Origin of the sequence: Pseudoxanthomonas sp. 22568, from assembly GCF_052044485.1 — a bacterium.
Taxonomy (GTDB): Bacteria; Pseudomonadota; Gammaproteobacteria; order Xanthomonadales; family Xanthomonadaceae; genus Pseudoxanthomonas_A; species Pseudoxanthomonas_A beigongshangi.
Genome location: NZ_JBQENC010000011.1, coordinates 1 through 18,788, shown reverse-complemented (window position 1 = coordinate 18,788; position 18,788 = coordinate 1). Strand labels below are relative to the sequence as shown.

Below are 18,788 nucleotides of genomic sequence, written 5' to 3'. Positions count from 1 at the left end.
GGCGCGCTCGCCGGCCGTCGTTTACCCGCCAGCATCCCCGGCGGATTTCCTCCCTCGCTGTAGAGCGGAGCCAGCTCCGCTGCTACGCTGGTTCCGATGTCGGGCGCCGGGAGGCGGCATTGGTTTCGAGCTGGATTCTGCTGCTGGTGTCCATCAGCTACGCGGCGCTGCTGTTCGGCGTGGCATGGTGGGGTGATCGTCGCCCGATGTATCCGGATCGGCCGTGGCTGCGTCCGGTGGTGTACAGCCTGGCGCTGGCGGTCTACTGCTCGTCCTGGACCTTCTACGGCGCGGTCGGCAGCGCGGTGCGCAACGGCATCGGCTACCTGCCGATCTACCTGGGTCCGCTGCTGCTGCTGCTGTTCGGCTGGCGGATCATCGAACGGCTGGCACTGATCGCGCGCAGCGAGAACACGGTGTCGATCGCCGACTTCATCTCCTCGCGCTACGGACGCTCGCGCCGGCTGGCCGCGCTGGTGACGGTGATCGCGTTGATCGGCGTCGTTCCCTACCTGGCGCTGCAGTACAAGGCGGTGGCGATGAGCCTGGGCGTGCTGACCGGCCAGCCCGGCGGCAGCGCGCATGGCTTCTTCTCGGATCCCGCGCTGTACGTGGCGTTGCTGATGGCGCTGTTCGCCGCCCTGTTCGGCACCCGCCAGGTCGACGCCACCGAACATCATCACGGCATGATGCTGGCCATCGCGCTGGAGTCGATGGTCAAGCTGGTGGCGATGATCGCGGTCGGCCTGTTCGCCTACCTGTGGCTGCAGGGCCGCTCCATCCCGGTCGCCGAGTCCGCACGCACGCTGTTCGAGAATTCGCCACCGGTCGGATTCGTCACCCAGACCCTGCTCGGGTTCCTCGCGATCGTCTGCCTGCCTCGCCAGTTCCATGTCGCGGTGGTCGAATGCAGCGACGTCGGCGACATCCGTCGGGCGCGCTGGCTGTTCGGCACCTACCTGGTCCTGATCTCGGTGATGGTGGTGCCGATCGCCGCCGCCGGCGTGGCGTCCTTCGGCATCGGCAGCGGCGTGGCCGATGACAGTTTCATCCTGGCGCTGCCGCTGGCAGACGGCAGCAAGGCGCTGGCGTTGATCGCCTACGTCGGCGGTTTCTCCGCCGCCACCGGCATGGTCATCGTCGCCAGCATCGCGCTTGCCACCATGGTCAGCAACGACCTGGTGATGCCGGTGCTGCTGCGGCGCGGCTGGGCGGATCATCACGCCGAAGCCGACGTCGCTTCGCGGGTGCTGTGGATCCGCCGGTTCGCGATCCTGCTGCTGGCGCTCGCCGCCTACATCTATTACCGCAGCAGCGGCAACGACAGCACGCTGGCGTCCTATGGCCTGATGGCGTTCGCGGCGGTCGCCCAGTTCGCGCCGGGCCTGATCGGCGGCCTGTACTGGCGCGGCGCCAGCCGGCGCGGCGTGGAAGTGGGCATGCTGCTGGGCTTCGGCACCTGGATCTACACCCTGCTGCTGCCGACCATGACCCAGGCCGGTGGCTTCGATGCGTCATGGATCGCGACCGGACCGTTCGGCATCGCCTGGCTGCGGCCGCACCAGCTGTTCGGTTTGAGCGGCTGGGATCCGCTCACCCACGGCACGTTCTGGTCACTGCTGGTGAACACCGGCGCGATGATGGTGATCTCCGCGCGCTGGCGGCCCGGCGTGGACGATCGCCTGCGCGCGGCGCCATTCCTGGATCCGTACGCGCAGCGCCCGGCGCTGGTCGCCGGCGAATGGCCCGGCAGCGTGCGGGTGGGCGACCTGCAGACCCTGGCCGAACGGGTGGTCGGCGAGCGCCATGCGCGCCGCGCGTTCCAGGAACAGGCCCAGGCGTTGGGCCGCGAGATGCAGCCCGGCGCCTCTGCCGACCGCGCCTGGGTGCAATTCACCGAGCGTCTGCTGGCCGCCTCGATCGGTGCGGCGTCCGCGCGCATTGTCCTGACCAGCGTGCTGCGCGGATCGGGCATGGAACTGGGCGAAGTGGTCGCGGTGCTGGACGAGGCCGGCCAGGAACTGCGCTTCAACCGCGAGATCCTCTCCACCACCCTGGAAAACATCGCCGCCGGCGTCAGCGTGGTCGATCCCGAGATGCGCCTGGTCGCCTGGAACCGGCGCTACCAGCAGATGTTCGGCTACCCCGACGGCATGCTGTACGTCGGCCGGCCGGTCGCCGACCTGATCCGCTACAACGCCGAGCGCGGTGAGCTGGGCGAAGGCGACGTCGACGCGCAGATCGGCAAGCGCATCGCCTACATGCGGGCAGGCTCGCCGCACGTGTTCGAGCGCGTGCGCAGCGATGGCCAGGTGATCGAGATGCGCGGCCAGGCCCTGCCCGGCGGCGGCTACGTCACCAGCTACAACGACATCACCGACTTCAAGCGCGCCGAGTTGGCGCTGCGGGAAGCCAACGAGACCCTGGAGCAGCGCGTCACCGAACGCAGCCGCGCGGCCGAAGCGGCCCAGCAGTCCAAGACCCGCTTCCTCGCCGCCATCAGCCACGACGTATTGCAGCCGCTCAACGCCGCGCGCCTGTTCGCCTCGGCCCTGCGCGACGGCGAACAGGACGGCGAGCAACGGCACCTGGCCGAACGCGTGGATGCCTCGCTGCGCGCCGCCGAAGAGTTGCTCGACGGCCTGCTCGACGTGTCGCGGCTGGACGCGGGCAGCCTGCGGGTGGAGATCAGCGACTTCGACGCCGGCGAACTGCTGCGCGAACTGGCCGCCCAGTACGCGCCGGTGGCCGCCGGCCGCGGGCTGGATCTGCGGGTGCATCCGCGCGGGTTGTCGGTACGCACCGACCGGCGCCTGCTGCGCCGGGTGCTGCAGAACTTCCTGGCCAACGCCCTGCGCTATACCCGCCAGGGCCGGATCGTGCTGGGCATGCGCATGCTCGACGGCAAGGTGTCGCTGCAGGTCTGGGACACCGGCCCGGGCATTCCGGAAAACCACATGCGGCAGATCTACGACGAGTTCCACCGCTACCAGCAGCCGTTCGACTGGGGCGAGCGCGGACTCGGCCTGGGCCTGTCGATCTGCCAGCGCATCTCGCGCCTGCTCGGGCATCACCTGGACGCGCGCAGCCGGGTCGATCACGGCAGCATGTTCTCGATCGTCGTTCCGCGCGCCACCCGCGCGCCGGCGCGTCCGTCCACGCCGCGGCGTGGACTCGCCGCCGATTCGCTCACCGGCCTGCGGGTGCTGTGCGTGGACAACGATCGCGAGATCCTCGACGGCATGCGCGCGCTGCTGGGCCGCTGGCAGGTCGAGGTGATCACCGCCACCACGGTCGACGAGGCGCTGGAACGGATGGCCTCGGCGCCGACGGTGGTGCTGGTCGACTACCACCTGCACGATCGGCTGGACGGCCTGGATACGCTGGACGCGCTGCGCGCCGCCAGCGCGGGCCCGATGGCCGGGGCCCTGCTGACCGCCGACGGCCGCGACGAGTTGAAACAGCGCGCCCGCGAACGCGGTTACCGGTTGCTGACCAAACCGGTCAAGCCGGCGTCGCTGCGCGCCTTCCTCGCCGCGCACCACGACGCCCGCCAGCGCCTGGAAGCCTGACTACCGCCGCTGCCCGCGCGCGCCGCCGGTGGTCACCAGCATTCCCCCGGTGTCGCATTCGCGGTCCCGCTGACCGTGCGGACACCCAGCTGGTTGATCGCAAGCGTGCCGCAGCGGGTGTCGGCCCTGGCCTGCGTTCCCTGCGGCACCGCCTGCAATGTGAAGGCACGCGCCGAAACAGCGGACAGGCTGATCTGGTAGTGCCGGGCCAGGCCATCGCCGCACTCCGCGAGGGCGGGAGGCTTGCCCGCCGTATCCAGATAGGAAAGATGCAGGGTATGGAAGCGTTCCAGGCGCTGGGTGCGTTCCTGCAGGCATGCGGCGGCGGCGGCGCGACGGGTATTGACGACGTGATGTTGATAGCTGCCAAAAGCGATGCTTGCCAGGATGGCGATGATGGCCACCACGATCATCAGTTCGAGCAGGCTGAATCCTGCCGCCGGGTACCGGCGTCGATGGAGATCATGTCGGTGGAAAACGTATCGATGCAGGACACGGATGTGGGCGGATCGCATGGGCGTGCCTCCGGGATGCGGTGGACAAGGAGATGGCCCGTCGAGCACGCGCCAGTCGATGCGCCGTCCGCGATGGCGGCGCGATGATGCCCGACCGATGCTAACCAGCCCTGCGCGCTGGAAAAAGGCATTCGCGTTCAAAGTTACGCGAATGACAGGCATACCTCGCGCGCAGCTGATTCGCTTCCCTCTCCGGGCGGCGAACGCGCGCGATGTCGATCGCTTTCATTTCACCGGAAAGCGATCCTCGGCGGCACGGCCTGGAGCGATGGCGCTACCGGCGAAAACGCAGTCGGGCCACCGTGCCGCGTTCCGGCGCCGAATCGATGTCCAGCTGCCAACCCAGGTGTTCGCACAGGCGCGCGATCAGATCCAGCCCGATGCCGCCGCCGTCGCGTCCTTCCCCGCGCGCCAACTGCGCATAGATGCGGCTGATCTCCTCCGGACTCATGCCGTGTCCGGGATCGGTGATCGTCACGGTGGCATCGGCGTCCAGGCGGATGTCGATCACGCCGCGATCGCTGTTCTCGATGGCGTTGCGCAACAGGTTTCCGATCGCGGCCTGGACAATGGCCACCGGCGCGGTGACCCGGACCGCCGACAGCGGACCCAACCGCAACGCAAGATCCTTGCCGTGGGTGAGATGGCGATGGTCTTCGACGATTTCCGGCAGCAGTTCGTCCAACGCCACCGCATCGCTGACCGCGGCCAGGCGCTCGGGGTCCTTGGCCAGGATCAGCAGCAGCGAGATCAGCTGCTCGATCTGGCGGACGTTGCGCGCGATGCGTTGCATCTGTTCGCGCGCGGCCGGCGGCACGCCCACCTGATCCGAGGCGAGCCGGGCGGCGCCGCCGATTACCGCGATGGGCGTGCGCAGCTCGTGGCTGGCGCTGTTGATGAAGGCCCGCTCGCGTTCGACGAAGCGCTCGCTGCGATCCAGGTAGTCATTGAAGGCATCGGCAATCACCCGCAGTTCGCGGCTGGCGCTGGGTTCAAGCCCGATACGCTGGCGCCCGCGTTCGGGCCGCAGGCGCGCGATATCGTCGGCCATCACGCCCAGCGGACGGATCGCCCGGCCCAGCCCCCAGGCCAGCAGCAGGCCAAGCAGGATCACCGAGGCGAACATGCCGACCACGATTCCGCTGCTGATGGTCTCCTCCAATCCCTCGAACTCGGTGATGTCCAGCGCCAGCGCGACCCGGCCGCCGGGCAGGTCCTGGATCATCACCACCCGCAGCTTGCCCTCCACCCACAGGTCGTCGTGCAGGCCGGGCGGCAGCGCGCGCAATACTTTGGGCGGCGGCGGCACGTCGTTCCAGCGGTAGAGCGTCATGTCGTCGGTATCGGTCCAGCGATAGCCGGGATCGGCCTGCACGCGATCCTGGTAGTGATGGAGTTCGGCGCGCAGCAGCGAACTCCAGACCATGCGCTCGGCCTCCTCGTTGACGATCAGGCCGCCGATGAAGATGGCGACCGAGAGCAGCGAGACGTAGACCAGCAGCCAGGTGAGGATGCGCCGGCGCAGGCTGTTGTTCCTAGCCGCCATCGCGCTGCTCCTCCGGTGCCGCCAGCCGGTAGCCCACCCGCGGCAAGGTCTGGATCAGCTTCACCGGGAACGGTCCATCGACGCTGCGGCGCAACTCGTACACATGCGAACGCAGCATGTCGCCGTCCGGCGGGCTGTCACCCCACAGCGCGTATTCCAGGCGATCCCGGGTCACCGCGCCGGGACTGGCCTGCATCAGCACTTCCAGCAGCTTGCGGCAGGCCGGATACAGGTGCAGCGGCTGCCCCGCGCGACTGGCTTCCAGGGTGGACAGGTCCAGTTTCAGATCCGCCACCTGCAGCAGGCGGTTGCGACCGCGCCCGCCACTGCGCGCCAGCACCGCTTCCAGCCGCACCTCCAGTTCGGGCAGTTCGAAGGGCTTGGTCAGGTAGTCGTCGGCGCCGGCGCGGAAGCCCGCGATCTTGTCGGGCAGTTCGTCGCGCGCGGTGAGCATGATGACCGGCGCGTCGCCGGCATGCGTTTCGCGCAGGCGTCGCAGCACCTCGCGACCATCCATCCGCGGCAGCATCCAGTCCAGGATGATCGCGTCGTAGGCCTGCGTGGTGGCCAGGTGCAGGCCGGTCACCCCGTCCGGCGCGGCATCCAGGGCATGGCCGCGCGCTTCGAAGTAGTCGAACAGGTTTGCCACCAGGCTCCGGTTGTCTTCGATCACGAGCAGCCGCATCGGGGTTTCCGTCCTCGTCGTTGACCGGCACGGGCATCCCGGCGGGTCGCCACGCTGTACCTCCCGGTGTCGGAATCCGGTCGGAACGGGACGATTCTCCCATGCGCGGGGAGACACGGGTGAAGCGGTCGCGCAATGGCAACGGCGGCTGAAGCGTGCCCTGCGCCGCCTGCCGCGTTAACGACGCGCGAACGGGGTTCCGACGACTCTCCGACAGCGGCGTCACCAGCATGGCCTTCATACCGGCGCAGGGGCCGGAATGAACGTATCCGATGTCCTTTGCCGCACCACAGCCCTCCATGCCGCTTGGCGAGATCCGTCCGCCGCCGGCCTTCGATCGCGACTTCCTCGTCCACCACGCCGGCTGGCCGCTGGCGGTGTTCGCGCTGGCAACGGTGATCCTGATCCCGCTGCGCGGCGATCTGTGGCTGGCGGATCGGCTGTACGCCTGGGAAGGCCATCGCTGGTCGCTGCAGCAGGGTTTCGTCACCCAGCACCTGATCCATGTGATGGGCAAGCGGTTGAGTACCTTGGGCTGGTACGGCGTGGCACTGCTGCTGATCGCCAGTGGTTCCTTCCCGCGCCTGAAGGCATGGCGACGGCCGCTGTTCTTCCTGCTGCTGGCCACCGCGTTGTCGACCGCAGCGGTCGGCACGCTGAAGCTGTGGACGGACATGGACTGCCCGTGGGATCTGGCCCGCTATGGCGGCAGCCGGCCGTTCGTCGATCTGTTCAGCGCGCGGCCGGCGCGGTTGCCAACGGCGTCGTGCTTTCCCGCCGGCCACGCCAGCGCCGGTTATGCGTGGGTGGCGCTGTACTTCTTTTTCCTGGCCACCGCGCCACGCCTGCGCTGGCTGGGTCTGGGCGTCGGCCTGGCGGCCGGGCTGCTGTTCGGCTTCGCCCAGCAGCTGCGCGGTGCCCATTTCCTCTCGCACGACCTGTGGACCCTGGCCATCTGCTGGACGATCGCGCTGCTGCTGCATGCCTGCCTGCTGGTGCCGGCACGGTCCCCGGCGGCGCGGCGCGTCATGCCAGCGCCGCCGGCTCCCGGCCTGTTGTCGCGGAGCGAGCCATGAACGCCAGTCCGCTGGAAGCCGGTCTGCGCCGCAATGTCCGCTCCGCCGCGCCGGCGTGGCTGCGCCAGCGTCCGGTGGCCGCCAGCGAAACCCTGTTGCTGGCGGTGAGCCTCTACTTCACCCTCTTCAGCAATGGCCAGTTCTGGCGCAACGTGATCGTCGCGCCGGCGGTGCAGTGGAAGTTCGCCGCGGCGCTGTTCGTGATCATCACCGCCGTGCACGCGCTGTTGCTCGGACTGGTCGTGCATCGCCGCTATGCGCGTCCGCTGCTGGCCGGGCTGATCCTGGTCACCGCCATCGCCACCTACTACATGGGCAGCTATGGCGTGTACCTGGATTCGGACATGCTGCGCAACATCCTGCATACCGATCGCAAGGAGTCCAGCGAACTGCTGAGCTGGCGCCTGCTGATGCCGATCCTGTTCGCCAGCCTGCCGATCGCCCTGCTGTGGCGGGTGCGGCTGCGCGAACAGCCGTGGCGGCGCGCGCTGATCATGCGCGGCGGATTCCTGGCGGCGCTGCTGGTGGCCTTCGCGGGCGCGGCGATGCTGTCGTACCAGGACCTGTCCTCGCTGATTCGCAATCGCCGCGAGGTGCGTTATCTGGTGACGCCGGCGAACTACCTGGTTTCACTCGCCCGGGTGCTGACGGCCGCGCCGCCGGGAAGCCGTACCGCCAGGACGCCGATCGGCCAGGACGCCCGCCAGTTGCCGCAGACGGCCGGCCGCAAGCCGCGGCTGCTGGTGCTGGTGGTGGGCGAAACCGCGCGCGCGCAGAACTGGGGATTGAACGGCTATTCGCGCCAGACCACGCCGGAACTGTCGCGCATGGGCGTGATCAACTTCCCGGCCGTCACCGCCTGCGGCAGCAGCACCGAAGTTTCCCTGCCCTGCATGTTTTCACCCTACGGTCGGCACGACTACGACCAGAAGAAGATCCGCGATCACCAATCGCTGCTGCATGTGCTGGAGTACGCCGGCATCCGCACCCTGTGGCGCGACAACCAGTCCGGCTGCAAGGGCGTCTGCCAGGGACTGCCGATGCAGGCGCTGGATGATGCGAAGGATCCCGACCTGTGCAACGGCAAACGCTGCCTGGACGAGATCCTGCTGCGTGGCCTGGACGCCGCCGTACCCGCCGGTGGCGGCGATCGCGTGGTGGTGCTGCACCCATTGGGCAACCATGGCCCCAACTACTTCGAGCGCTATCCCTCCGCGTTCCGCCTCTACACGCCGGTGTGCGAATCGGTCGATCTGGGCGAATGCGATCGCCCGTCCATCGTCAACGCCTACGACAACGCACTGGGCTACACCGATCATGTGCTTGCGAAGCTGATCGGCCAGCTGGGCCGCAATCCCCGCTACGACACCGCCATGATCTACGTATCCGATCACGGCGAATCGCTGGGCGAGAAAGGCCTCTACCTGCATGGCGTGCCCTATGCGATCGCCCCGGAAGAACAGACCCGGGTGCCGATGGTGATGTGGTTCTCGCCGGGTTTCGCGGCCGGCAGCGGCCTGGACATCGCCTGCCTGCGCCGGGAATCCACGCAACCGGCCAGCCACGACAACCTGTTTCCGTCCGTGCTGGGCCTGCTGGACGTGCGCACCGGCGTATACGACCGCGATCGGGATCTCTTCGCCGCCTGCCGCACGTAGAGCGGAGCTTGCTCCGCTGCGGTTTGCTCGAATGGCCGATGCTTCCCGACAAAGGCAGCCGAGCAAGCTCGGCTCTACAAGGGCGGAGTAGAGCGGAGCTTGCTCCGCTGCCCCGGAACGTTCCGCATCAAGACAGCCCATTCGATGGCCGGTCCGCCGTCGCCGGTCGTCAATCCTCTTCCGGCGGCGGCACCACGCCGTCCGGATCCACCGCAAGACGACCGGCCATCAGCACCGCCTGGGTACGGTTGGTGACGCCGAGCTTGCGCAGGATCGCGGTGACGTGCGCCTTGATGGTGGCTTCGGACACGCCCAGGTCGTAGGCGATCTGCTTGTTGAGCCGGCCCACGCCCAGCATCTGCAATACCCGAAACTGCTGCGGGGTGAGGTCGCGCAGGCGCTGTGCGATCTCGTGTTCGTCACGGCTGATGGCCGGCGCGTTCATCGCTTCGACCGGTGCCCAGCGTTCACCGTCCAGCACCGTGCCGATGGCCTCGCCGATGGTGTCCGAATCGGCCGACTTGGGAATGAAGCCCAGCGCGCCATGATCCAGCGCGCGCCGCATGACGGTCGGCTCCTCGCGCGCGGACACGATCACCACCGGCAGCTGCGGATGCAGCGCGCGCACATGTACCAGCGCGCTGAACCCTTGCGCGCCGGGCATGTTCAAGTCCATCAGCAGCAAATCCGCATCCGGGTGCGCGTCCACCAGCGCATACAGCGCGTCCACGCTGTCGGCCTCGTGCAGGCGCACGCCCGGCAGCACCCGCTGCACCGCCGCGCGCAGCGCCTCGCGGAACAGCGGATGGTCGTCGGCGATCAGCAGGGTGGTCATGTGGTTCTCCCGGGTTGGAGCAAATCCCCCCTGCCCCCCTTTTTCAAAGGGGGAATTCCTTCGGTGGTAGTGCTGCGAGGTTGCCGTGTGCGTAATCCGGTGCAGTTTGTTGGTGGCAGCTGACTTTCCTTACGCGGAATCGAGCCTTTCCCCTCTTTGAAAAAGGGGGGCAGGGGGGATTCACTCTCAGGATGCGTCCCTACCACCGCTACCTCAAACCCCATGCGCGCCGGCTGCGCCGCGACATGACCGACGCCGAGCAGCGGCTGTGGTTCCACCTGCGCAGGAAACAGCTCGATGGCGTGCAGTTCTACCGGCAGAAGCCGCTTGGGCGATATGTCGTCGATTTCTATGGCCCTGCCGCGGATCTGGTGATCGAGTTGGATGGTAGCCAGCACTTCACCGCCAACGGCCTGGCAGGGGATCGACGCCGTGATGCATTCCTGGCGGGCCAGGGGCTGCGCGTCCTCCGGTTCGATGATCGGCAAGCGCTGCTGGAAACGACCGCCGTGCTGGAAGTGATTCTGCGGGTGATCCGCGAACGCTGAGGGAAAATCCCCCCTGCCCCCCTTTTTCAAAGGGGGGATTCCTTCGGAAAAACCGCGATGTGGGCCAGGGAGACGCGGGGCGCCTCCGACTCCCGGCATTACCCGGCTTCCAGGAGTGCCTTCGATGCTGGCAGCCCGCTGGAACGCCGACCGCAAGTACTCCCCCCTTTGAAAAAGGGGGGCTGGGGGGGATTTGCGGGCCCCCGCCATGCTCACTTCACCTTCCGTTCCGCGACCAGCGAATCGACCACGCCCGGATCGGCCAGGGTCGAGGTGTCGCCCAGCTGGTCCGGCGCGTTCTCGGCGATCTTGCGCAGGATGCGGCGCATGATCTTGCCGGAGCGCGTCTTCGGCAGGCCCGGCGCCCATTGCAGGTGATCCGGCGCGGCGATGGGGCCGATTTCCTTGCGCACCCACAGCACCAGTTCCTTCTGCAGTTCCTCGCTGGGCACCTCGCCGGCCTTCAGGGTCACGTAGGCATAGATGCCCTGGCCCTTGATGTCGTGCGGAAAGCCGACCACCGCCGCCTCGGCGACCTTCGGATGCAGCACCAGCGCGCTTTCCACCTCGGCGGTGCCGATGCGGTGGCCGCTGACGTTGATCACGTCGTCGACGCGGCCGGTGATCCAGTAGTAACCGTCGGCGTCGCGGCGGCAGCCGTCGCCGGTGAAGTAGGTGCCCGGATAGGTGCGGAAATAGGTGTCGATGAAGCGCTGGTGGTCGCCGTAGACCGTGCGCATCTGGCCCGGCCAGGAATCCAGCAGGACCAGGTTGCCCTCGGTGGCGCCGTCGAGGATTTCACCGTTGGCGTCCACCAGCGCCGGGCGCACGCCGAAGAACGGCAGCGTGGCCGAACCCGGCTTCTGGTCGATCGCGCCGGCCAGCGGGCTGATCATGATGCCGCCGGTCTCGGTCTGCCACCAGGTGTCCACGATCGGGCAGCGGCCGTCGCCGACCACGTCGTAGTACCAGCGCCAGGCTTCCGGGTTGATCGGCTCGCCGACGCTGCCGAGCAGGCGCAGCGAGCTGCGCGAGGTCTTCTTCACCGGCGCCTCGCCCTCGCGCATCAGCGCGCGGATCGCGGTGGGCGCGGTGTAGAAGATGGTGACCTGGTGCTTGTCGATGACTTCCCAGAAGCGCGACACGCTCGGGTAGTTGGGCACGCCCTCGAACATCACCGAGGTGGCGCCGTTGGCCAGCGGCCCGTAGACGATGTAGCTGTGGCCGGTCACCCAGCCCACGTCGGCGGTGCACCAGTAGATGTCGTCCTCGCGCAGGTCGAACACCGCCTCGTGGGTGTAGGCCGCGTACAGCAGGTAGCCACCGGTGGTGTGCAGCACGCCCTTGGGCTTGCCGGTCGAACCGGAGGTGTAGAGGATGAACAGCGGGTCCTCGGCGTTCATCCGCTCGGGCTCGCACTCGGCCGGCTGCTCGTCGACCACCGCGTCGAACCAGCGGTCGCGCGGCATCTGCATGTCCACCGCGCCGCCGGTGTGGCGCACCACCAGCACGGTCTCGACCGAATTGGTGCCGGGCAGCTTGAGCGCGGCGTCCACGTTCGCCTTCAACGGCACCTTCTTGCCACCGCGCAGGCCCTCGTCGGCGGTGATGATCAGCTTGCTGCCGCAGTCGGCCACGCGGTCGGCGATGGAATTGGGGGCGAAGCCGCCGAACACCACCGAGTGGATCGCGCCGATGCGCGCGCAGGCCAGCATCGCCACCGCCGCGTCCGGAATCATCGGCAGGTAGATGGTGACGCGGTCGCCCTTCTTCACCCCCAGCGCGCGCAGCGCGTTGGCCAGCTTGCAGGTGCGCTCGTACAGTTCGCGGTAGGTGACCCGCAGCGACGGCTGGTCCGGGCTGTCCGGCTCGAACAGCAGCGCGGTCTTGTCGCCGCGGGCGGCGAGCTGGCGATCCAGGCAGTTGACGCTGGCGTTGAGCTCACCGTCCTCGAACCAGCGGATGTGGAAGTCATCCAGCTGGTAGCTGACGTCCTTGATCCGGGTCGGCTTCTTGAACCAGTCCAGGCGCTCGGCGACCTGTCCCCAGAATTTTTCAGGATGGTCGATGGAAGCCTGGTAGTCGCGCTGGTAGGCGGCGCGGTCGATGCGCGCCTTGGCGGCGAAGTCCGGCTTGATGGGGTAGATGTCGCTCATGGGGGCCCTCCCGGGGACAGCGGAACGAAAAGTCTGAGGATGCGATTCTGACAAGAATGCCCATCACACCGCGAGCGCCGGCAACGCTCCGCGGGAGGGGCGACGCGCCGAGTTTGCCGCATCCGGCCATGCGGCATCGCAGCAACCCTGTTAGACCTTGGTCGTAATTCCAGCCGCGCACCCGCATGCCCACCCGCGCGTGGAAGCCGTTTTGAAGGGGTTTTGGCGGCCGGCGCGCGTCATTCGACCAATGGCGAATAGGCGCGGCGGAGGCAACGGCGCAAGTCTGCCCGGCACGTGCCGAGCACGGCATGCGTCCAAACCGGGAGGGGTTATGACCACACGTTTCGCAACGATGGCCAGGCGGCCGCTGGCCGCCGCGCTGTTCGTCGCCTGCATCGCGCCGGGCCTGGCGTTCGCCCAGACGGCGAAGGAAAAGGCGCTGGAGGCCCGCGTGGCCGAACTGGAGCGGCAGGTGCAACTGCTGCTGTCGGCGCAGCAGCAACAGCAGACCCAGATCAGCAGTACCCAGGAACAGGTGACCCAGGTCCAGGCCGCGCAGGCGGCCAAGCCGGCGCTGCCGGCCGGCAAGCAGCCGATCCAGGGCACCACCATCATGACCGCCGCCAATCCGGGCACCACGTTCTCCTACGGCGGCTTCATCAAGATGGACGCGATGGTGACCGACACCAGCGACGGCCGCATCGCCGATGGTTCCTCCGGCCGCCTGTTCTACGTGCCCAGCACGATCCCGGTGGCGGGCGCGAACGCCGATGGCGGCGATCCCTACGCCGACTTCCATGCCCAGTTCTCGCGCTTCTGGCTCAGCGCCGACCACGTCACCGACAACGGCGACAAGTTCAAGGGTTTCATCGAGGCGGACTTCTTCGGCGGCGGCAGCAACGCGCTGGCCGGCAACGAAACCGCCACCAACACCTATGCCGTCACCCTGCGCCACGCCTACGTGACCTGGAACAACTGGCTGGCCGGCCAGACCTGGTCCAACTTCATGGACGCCGGCGCGCTGCCGGACGCGGTCGATTTCGTCGGCCCGACCGACGGCACCATCTTCGTGCGCCAGGCGCAGTTGCGCTACACCAATGGCCCGTGGTCGTTCTCGATCGAGAACCCGCAGACCACCGTCACGCCCTACCTGACCGGCGCGCGCTTCAACAGCGGAGACAATGCCGCGCCCGACTTCACCGCGCGCTGGCTGACCAAGGGCGACTGGGGCCACTTCACCGTGGCCGCGCTACTGCGCCAGTTCAAGGTGGCCGACGAGACCGACACCGGCGCCGCGCTCAGCGTCTCGGGCAAGTTCAACCTGGGCAAGAACGACGACATCCGCTACGCCGTCAACGCCGGCCAGGGCATCGGCCGCTACCTGGCCTTCGGCGTCGGCAGCGACGTGGTCACCGAGGCCGACGGCGACATCAGCGCGCTGGACGGCTACGGCGGCTTCGTGGCCTGGCGCCACGTGTTCAGCCCGAAGGTCCGTACCAACCTGATGTACTCGGCTTCGCATTTCGACAACGACGTGTCGCTCACCGGCTGGGGCGTCACCGAGCGCACCCAGTCGATGCACGCCAACGTCATCTACTCGCCGTTTCCGAAACTGGACATCGGCGCGGAACTCATCTTCGGCCAGCGTTCACTCGAGGATGACCGCGAGGGCGACCTGAAGCGCCTGCACACCCACGTCAAATACTCGTTCTGAGGGGAGAGGAATGAACGCAACCACGCTCAAGCATTCGCCGTCCGGCGAACTCAGCCAAGGCCACAAGAAGGTCATCTTCGCATCCAGCCTGGGTACCGTCTTCGAGTGGTACGACTTCTATCTGTACGGTTCACTGGCGGCGATCATCGCCAAGCAGTTCTTCAGCGGCGTCAACGAGACCACCGGCTTCATCTTCGCGTTGCTGGCCTTCGCCGCCGGCTTCGCGGTGCGTCCGTTCGGCGCGGCGTTCTTCGGCAGCCTGGGCGACCGCATCGGGCGCAAGTACACGTTCCTGGTCACCATCGTGATCATGGGCCTGTCCACCTTCATCGTCGGCATCCTGCCCACCTACGCCAGCATCGGCGTGGCCGCCCCGATCATCCTGATCGGCCTGCGCCTGTTGCAGGGCCTGGCACTGGGCGGCGAGTACGGCGGCGCGGCGACCTACGTGGCCGAGCACGCCCCCAACGGCAAGCGCGGCCTGTACACCAGCTTCATCCAGACCACCGCCACGCTGGGCCTGTTCCTGTCGCTGCTGGTGATCCTCAGCTGCCGCCTGTCGCTGGGCACCGAGGCGTTCGAAGCCTGGGGCTGGCGCATTCCGTTCCTGGTCTCGATCGTGCTGCTGGGCGTGTCGGTGTGGATCCGCATGCAGTTGAGCGAATCGCCGTTGTTCCAGCAGATGAAGTCCGAGGGCAAGGGCTCCAAGACCCCGTTCCGCGACAGCCTGAAGGGCGGCAACCTCAAGCTGATGCTGCTGGTGCTGCTGGGCGCGACCGCCGGCCAGGCGGTGGTGTGGTACGGCGGCCAGTTCTACTCGCTGTTCTTCCTGACCCAGGCGCTCAAGGTCGACGGCACCACCGCCAACCTGCTGATCGCCGGCGCACTGGCCCTGGCCACGCCGTTCTTCATCTTCTTCGGCTGGCTGTCCGACCGCATCGGCCGCAAGAAGATCATCCTGGCCGGCTGCCTGCTGGCGGCGATCACCTACTTCCCGATCTTCAAGGGCCTGACCCACTTCGCCAACCCGGGCATCGAGGAAGCCCGCGCGAGCTCGCCGGCGGTGGTGGTGGCGGACCCGGCCACCTGCAGCTTCCAGTTCGATCCGGCCGGCGTGCGCAAGTTCACCAGTTCCTGCGACGTCGCCACCGCGGCGCTGACCAAGGCGGGTGTGCCGTATACCGTGCAGGCGGCCGCTCCCGGCTCGGTGGCCCGCGTCGAGGTCGGCGGCAATCAAGTCGAGTCGTACGAAGCGGCCGGGCTGTCCAAGGATGACGCCAAGGCCAAGGGCACCGACTTGGGCGCCCGCCTGAAGACCGCGCTGACCTCGGCCGGCTATCCGGAGAAGGCGGACCCGGCACGCATCAACATCCCGATGACGCTGTTCCTGCTGTGGGTGCTGGTGATCTACGTGACCATGGTCTACGGCCCGATCGCGGCCTATCTGGTGGAGCTGTTCCCCACCCGCATCCGCTACACCTCGATGTCGCTGCCGTACCACATCGGCAACGGCTGGTTCGGCGGCTTCCTGCCGGCCATCTCGTTCGCCCTGGTCGCCGGCACCGGCAACATGTACTACGGCCTGTGGTATCCGATCGGCGTGGCGGTGCTGACCCTGATTGTCGGCATCCTGTTCCTGCGCGAAACCAAGGACGTCGATATCACCCAGTAAGCGCGCTCCCTCCGCGCCGGCCGGACGCATTCCGGCCAACCCGACGCCGGCCCTCGTGGCCGGCGTTTTTTTGTGCGCGCGGCGACACGCGCTTTTAGGAATCCTCCGATTTCGCAAGCGGTGGCGCCTTCCTATCCTGCCCGGACTCTCCCCAGAACCTTCGTTCGCCCGGCCATCGGTCAGGCGACCCGGCCTTTCCCGCGATCGAGGCATCCCATGGCCATCCACGGAAACCTGAGCGACTTCTCGCTGCGCGACATCCTGACCGTGGTTGTCGGCAAGCACGGCGTGCTCACCGTGGATCAACGGGATGGCCAGGTGCTCCGCCTGGACATCGCCGGCACCAGCATCACCCGGATGACCGTGGAACGCCCCATCGACTCGCGCAGCGAAGGACAAGTGCTGCTGCGCATGTTCGCGCAGGGGAACGGCGAGTTCCGTTTCGAGCCGCTGGCCACGGTGGAGGCGAAGCGTTCGTTCCTGCGGATGGACGAACTGCTGGAAGGCCGCGGCGCGGTGCCACTGGACGAACGCGACCTGCCGCATCCCAAGACGATGTTCCTGGTGATCAAGGGTCGCCAGGTGGAACTTCCGCCGGATCTGGCCGAGTTCCTCGGCGCGGCCGTGCCGTTGCTCACCGAGGGCGCCAGCGCCGAACGGATCTCGCGGCAACTGGGATTCCCGCTCGAAGGCACGCGCCGCAACCTGCAACGCCTGCGTCAGGTCAAGAAAGTCTGGCCGATGCAGGCATACGTGGATCGGCTCGATCCGGAACAACGCAAGCAGCGCCAGTCCCTGGGCCAGCGCATCGCCAGCTTCTTCACCCGATGACCCCACTCAAGATCGTTATCTCCGGCCCCGTCGGCGCCGGCAAGACCACCTTCATCCGTTCCGTGTCCCAGACCGAAGTGGTCAGCACGGAGGAAGTCAGCACCGAGCGGATCGGCAAGACGCACACGACGGTCGCACTGGACTTCGGCCAGATCGCACTGGGCGACTACGTGCTGCACCTGTTCGGCACGCCCGGGCAGTCGCGCTTCGACTACATGTGGGACGTCCTCAGCGAAGGCGCGCTGGGCCTGATCGTGCTGGTGCCCTGCGACGCGCCCAACGAATTCCCGCAGGCGCGGCGGATCCTGGAGTTCGTGATCAGCCGCCAGCCGGTGGAATTCATCATCGGGCTGACCCGGACCGATCTGGCGGCCGACGGCTGGACCGCCGCCGAGGTCGCCGCCTACTTCGGTGTTCCCGAACAGCAGGTGCTTGCGCTCAATCCCCGCGACGCCGCGCACGCCCGCCATGCCATCCACCAGCTGCTGCAGCGCGTCTGATCGCCTGCACGCGGCCTTCTTCCCTGTTTTCACGAGGACACATCATGAGCAAGCAAGAACAGATGCAAGCCACGCTGGACGCCCTGACACGCGCCATTCCGGGCATGAAGGGCAGCTTCCTTTGCACCTTCGACGGCATGCCCGTCTGCCAGTCGATTACCGATCCCGGCGTCGATTCGGCGCGGGTCGCGGCGATGGCCGCCACCGCCCTGGGCGTGGGCCGGCGCATCACCGAAACCCTGTCCACCGGAACGCTGCGCGGCATCAAGCTGGTGGCCGCGGATGGCCGCATCTTCATCTACATGGTCGGCAGCAAGGCCTGCCTGGCGCTGGTGGCGCCGTCGGACACCAATGTCGGCCTGATCGAACTGGAAGTGGCCGACGTGATCACCCAGTTGACCGCCATCCTGTAAGGAGCAGACGCCATGAATCACGAACGCAAGAGCTGGACGGTCAAGGACGAAGCCATCGTCCGCGAGCTGCGCGAATTGCTCACCCTGTCGGCGGAGGAATGCGCGTTGCTGAAGGCGCTGGAGCCGATGGCCCGCGAAGCGGCCCCGACCCTGGTCGCCGAGTTCTACGAGCGCCTGCTGTCGCATGAGCCGACCCGGGAATTCATCGGCGACAAGGAACGCCTGGCCACCACCCTGGCCAACTGGTTCGTGGAGGTGTTCTGCGGTGAATACGACGACGCCTACGCACTCAAGCGGCTGGGCATCGGCAACGTGCACGTGCGCATCGGACTGCCGGTCCGCTATCCGCTGGCGATGATGGACCTGATCGCCCGCCACGGCGAACGCATCACATCGGCCAAGGGCGAGGCGGCGATCCAGGCGTTCCGCAAGGTCCTGGCCATCGACGTGGCGACCTTCAACCAGGCCTACGAGAACAACCAGCTGCACCATCTGGCCGAGCTGACCGGCAGCGAACGCCTGGCTCGCCGGCTGTTGTCCGGCGGCTGACGCCGCCGCGTTTCATTGATCGGGCCGCGGCCTATTGCGGGGGAGCAGCGAGCTCCCGCGCATCCAGATAACCGTCGCCGCTGCGATCCTGTTTGCGGAAGGTGGCCGCCAATCGCTCGCGATGGGTTGCGCGGGTGATGGCGGCCCCCTTGCCGCCCGGCAGCTCGTCGCCGGACAGCACGCCATCGCGATTGCGGTCACGCGCATCGAAGGCGTAGCTCATCCAGTCCAGGAACTCGGCCTGGCTGACCCGACCGTCGCCATCGGCATCCATGCGCTGCAGATAGTCCTTGGTGCCGTTGACCTGACCCACCGCGAGCAGCGGCAGGGCCGATATCAGCAATGCAGGCAATAGACGCATCATCCCCGCATTGTAGGACTGGATTTGCCCGGATGCCGAGCGTGTGCGCTCGTCCACGCACCCCGCGCAAATCTCCGTCGCCTCCGGCGCCCGCCCCCTTTTGAAAAGGGGGCTACCAAGAGACTCCAGCGCTCGGAAACCCGCTGTTCCTCCC

The 18,788-nt window shown here is 67.6% G+C and carries 16 protein-coding genes; 10 read left to right on the top strand and 6 right to left on the bottom strand.

Annotation, left to right across the window (positions count from 1 at the left end; all coding sequences use genetic code 11):
* The first annotated feature begins 119 nt into the window (after positions 1–119).
* Positions 120–3,572, top strand: coding sequence for a hybrid sensor histidine kinase/response regulator (locus ACTJI2_RS14260; RefSeq protein ID WP_318288026.1), 3,453 nt, complete (start codon positions 120–122; stop codon positions 3,570–3,572).
* Positions 3,573–3,604: 32 nt separating this feature from the next.
* Here the strand turns inward: ACTJI2_RS14260 and ACTJI2_RS14255 are convergent, their stop codons facing one another.
* The 3 genes from ACTJI2_RS14255 to ACTJI2_RS14245 all read right to left on the bottom strand — a co-directional run bounded on the left by ACTJI2_RS14255 (position 3,605) and on the right by ACTJI2_RS14245 (position 6,318).
* The gene (locus tag ACTJI2_RS14255) at positions 3,605–4,087 is read right to left on the bottom strand and encodes a type IV pilin protein (RefSeq protein ID WP_183639671.1); all 483 of its coding nucleotides are present in this window, start codon (positions 4,085–4,087) and stop codon (positions 3,605–3,607) included.
* A gap of 274 nt (positions 4,088–4,361) precedes the next feature.
* Positions 4,362–5,633, bottom strand: coding sequence for a sensor histidine kinase (locus ACTJI2_RS14250; protein WP_318288028.1), 1,272 nt, complete (start codon positions 5,631–5,633; stop codon positions 4,362–4,364).
* Complete coding sequence (locus tag ACTJI2_RS14245) at positions 5,623–6,318, bottom strand: response regulator transcription factor (RefSeq protein ID WP_183639673.1); 696 nt, start codon at positions 6,316–6,318, stop codon at positions 5,623–5,625. The genes ACTJI2_RS14250 and ACTJI2_RS14245 overlap by 11 nt, the downstream gene beginning before the upstream one ends.
* A 272-nt stretch (positions 6,319–6,590) precedes the next feature.
* Between ACTJI2_RS14245 and ACTJI2_RS14240 the strand changes: the two genes are divergently transcribed.
* Together ACTJI2_RS14240 and ACTJI2_RS14235 are read left to right on the top strand one after the other, a co-directional pair.
* Positions 6,591–7,394: a phosphatase PAP2 family protein gene (locus ACTJI2_RS14240; RefSeq protein WP_225562376.1), complete on the top strand. Its 804-nt coding sequence runs from the start codon at positions 6,591–6,593 to the stop codon at positions 7,392–7,394.
* Positions 7,391–9,052: a phosphoethanolamine transferase gene (locus ACTJI2_RS14235; protein WP_318288029.1), complete on the top strand. Its 1,662-nt coding sequence runs from the start codon at positions 7,391–7,393 to the stop codon at positions 9,050–9,052. Before ACTJI2_RS14240 ends, ACTJI2_RS14235 begins: the two co-directional genes overlap by 4 nt.
* 169 nt (positions 9,053–9,221) lie before the next feature.
* Here the strand turns inward: ACTJI2_RS14235 and ACTJI2_RS14230 are convergent, their stop codons facing one another.
* Positions 9,222–9,887: a response regulator transcription factor gene (locus ACTJI2_RS14230; RefSeq protein ID WP_183639675.1), complete on the bottom strand. Its 666-nt coding sequence runs from the start codon at positions 9,885–9,887 to the stop codon at positions 9,222–9,224.
* 191 nt (positions 9,888–10,078) lie between these two features.
* On the opposite strand from ACTJI2_RS14230, the gene ACTJI2_RS14225 reads away from it, so the two are divergent.
* The gene (locus ACTJI2_RS14225; protein WP_318288030.1) at positions 10,079–10,435 is read left to right on the top strand and encodes an endonuclease domain-containing protein; all 357 of its coding nucleotides are present in this window, start codon (positions 10,079–10,081) and stop codon (positions 10,433–10,435) included.
* 212 nt (positions 10,436–10,647) lie between these two features.
* On the opposite strand, the gene acs is transcribed toward ACTJI2_RS14225, so the two are convergent.
* Complete coding sequence (acs, locus tag ACTJI2_RS14220; RefSeq protein WP_192198323.1) at positions 10,648–12,591, bottom strand: acetate--CoA ligase; 1,944 nt, start codon at positions 12,589–12,591, stop codon at positions 10,648–10,650.
* A gap of 334 nt (positions 12,592–12,925) precedes the next feature.
* On the opposite strand from acs, the gene ACTJI2_RS14215 reads away from it, so the two are divergent.
* From ACTJI2_RS14215 to ACTJI2_RS14190, 6 genes are all read left to right on the top strand, one after another.
* Positions 12,926–14,308, top strand: a complete 1,383-nt coding sequence (locus ACTJI2_RS14215; protein ID WP_318288031.1) for a DcaP family trimeric outer membrane transporter — start codon at positions 12,926–12,928, stop codon at positions 14,306–14,308.
* Positions 14,309–14,318: 10 nt separating this feature from the next.
* Positions 14,319–15,980 carry an MFS transporter gene (locus tag ACTJI2_RS14210; protein WP_318288032.1) on the top strand — a complete coding sequence of 554 codons (1,662 nt, stop codon included), beginning with the start codon at positions 14,319–14,321 and terminating at the stop codon, positions 15,978–15,980.
* A 216-nt stretch (positions 15,981–16,196) separates the two neighbouring features.
* On the top strand, positions 16,197–16,811 hold the full coding sequence (locus ACTJI2_RS14205) for a DUF4388 domain-containing protein (protein WP_183639680.1): 615 nt from the start codon (positions 16,197–16,199) through the stop codon (positions 16,809–16,811).
* Positions 16,808–17,311 carry a GTP-binding protein gene (locus ACTJI2_RS14200; protein ID WP_192198318.1) on the top strand — a complete coding sequence of 168 codons (504 nt, stop codon included), beginning with the start codon at positions 16,808–16,810 and terminating at the stop codon, positions 17,309–17,311. The genes ACTJI2_RS14205 and ACTJI2_RS14200 overlap by 4 nt, the downstream gene beginning before the upstream one ends.
* Positions 17,312–17,355: 44 nt before the next feature.
* Positions 17,356–17,724, top strand: coding sequence for a roadblock/LC7 domain-containing protein (locus tag ACTJI2_RS14195; protein ID WP_318288033.1), 369 nt, complete (start codon positions 17,356–17,358; stop codon positions 17,722–17,724).
* A 12-nt stretch (positions 17,725–17,736) separates the two neighbouring features.
* Positions 17,737–18,273, top strand: coding sequence for a protoglobin domain-containing protein (locus tag ACTJI2_RS14190; RefSeq protein ID WP_318288035.1), 537 nt, complete (start codon positions 17,737–17,739; stop codon positions 18,271–18,273).
* A 31-nt stretch (positions 18,274–18,304) separates the two neighbouring features.
* On the opposite strand, the gene ACTJI2_RS14185 is transcribed toward ACTJI2_RS14190, so the two are convergent.
* Positions 18,305–18,637 (bottom strand): EF-hand domain-containing protein, encoded by a 333-nt coding sequence (locus ACTJI2_RS14185; RefSeq protein ID WP_318288036.1) that lies wholly within the window; start codon positions 18,635–18,637, stop codon positions 18,305–18,307.
* Between the last annotated feature and the right edge of the window lie 151 nt (positions 18,638–18,788).